The organism is Spirosoma spitsbergense DSM 19989 (assembly GCF_000374085.1).
Taxonomy (GTDB): Bacteria; Bacteroidota; Bacteroidia; order Cytophagales; family Spirosomataceae; genus Spirosoma; species Spirosoma spitsbergense.
Genome location: NZ_KB893514.1, coordinates 1 through 1761 on the forward strand (window position 1 = coordinate 1; position 1761 = coordinate 1761).

Here is a 1761-nt window from a genome sequence, read left to right on the forward strand (position 1 = left end):
TCAGCTTACCCAGGGCTGGCGGTTTACGCCTGCCGATGGGGGCTACTACAGCATCACGGTGCTGTCTACCCAGAAAGGTATTCAGGTGGCCAATTCCTCGAGCGCCAATGATGCCCTGCTGGAGCAATGGACTTACTGGGGGGGCAGTCATCAGCAATGGCGTTTGGTGCGTAATGCAGAAGGCTACTTCAGCCTGATTAACCGCAATTCCAATAAAGCCATCACAGTACGCAACTCCAGCACGGCGGAGGGAGCACCGATCAGCCAGCAGACCCTGGGGTCGGGCCAGCAGCAGCAGTGGAGCATTGAGGAGCGTAGCTGCACTACGGAAGCGATCAATCAGCCGCCCGTGGTTGTTGCCACGACTAGCTCCCTAACGGGTACGGCACCGCTGAGTGTGACCTTCACGGGCGACAAATCCTACGACCCCGAAGGTGATCCGCTCACGTACGAATGGCAGTTTTACTCCAGTGATTCGGATCGTGAGTACGTTCAGGGCGCCAATCAGGTGCGGGTCTTCAGCCCGAAATCCGGCAAATCCGGGGTGGGCGTTATCACTCGTTTTTTCGCCCTGCTTACCGTAACCGATAGCAAAGGTCTGAAAAGCACCAGCCAGGTGTTTACTATTCAGCTCACCGATACAGCACCTACGGCCAAAATCACTAACCCGGTCAATAACGCTAAATACGCGCTTGACAAGAGCACCAGTTACACGCTGGCGGCCAACATTACCAATGCCGGTTCCGACAACTCCATCCTGTGGCAGGTGAAGCTGCGCCGGGGCACCAGCGAGCAACTGATAACAACCCGCTCGGACAACAATCCGGTTGTCGACCTATCGCCGGTGGGTTGTGATGGGGTGGATACGTATTACCTGATCAGTTTGACAGTGACAGGCATAGGCCGCACCGCATCGGCGCAGGACTCTGTCAAGATTTATCCCGATTGTACCACCCCTAATCTGTTGGTTACTAACCTGACCGCAACCCCTTACAACACGGTCAGCGATGTGCGGGTAAGCTGGACCAACCCGGCCACACCTTTCGATGAGGTGCTGGTGGTGGGTAAGGCTGGCTCAGGCTTCACTGATATTCCCCTCGGGCTTGATTATACTGCCAACGCCAGTTTCACGGGTAATGGTACCGACCTGTATGGTGGCAAGGTACTTTATAAGGGCACGGGTACATCGGTGTTGGTGACCGATCTGACCGCCGGACAACGCTACTACTTCCGGGTCTATACCCGAAAAGGCAACGGCTGGAACGGTGGGGTAGAGGTCAGTGCAACACCGGCTACTTCCAACCGCCCACCCGTGGTGGTGGCCGAGTCTACCTCCCTAACGGGCACCTCACCCCTGAGCGTGACTTTTACGGGCAGTAACTCTTCCGATCCTGATGGCGACCCCATCACCTATGAATGGGACTTCGGCGATGGCAGCTTTTCCTCCGAAGCCAACCCCGTGCATACCTTCACCATTATGCCGAGGCGGCAGGGCGTTCCCCAGTTGAGTTACAGCGTCAAACTGAAGGTCACCGATAACAAAGGAGGCATCTCGTTCAGTCAAACGTTAGTGGTCTCGCTTCGCAGTTCCGAGTTGGCAATTGACCCCAATAAATGCTACCGGCTGGTATCCCGGCTCAGTGGTAAGGTGCTGGGTGTAAGCGGCAGTGCCCAGAATGACGGGGACAAACTTGTTCAGCAAACCGACGCCAATCAGCTTACCCAGGGCTGGCGGTTTACGCCTGCCGATGGGGGCTACTA

The 1761-nt window shown here is 56.3% G+C and carries 1 protein-coding gene; it reads left to right on the forward strand.

What is annotated here, in order from left to right; genetic code table 11:
* Positions 1–1761 (forward strand): RICIN domain-containing protein (locus B157_RS35260; RefSeq protein ID WP_157618432.1); only part of this gene is annotated, 1761 nt, incomplete at both ends.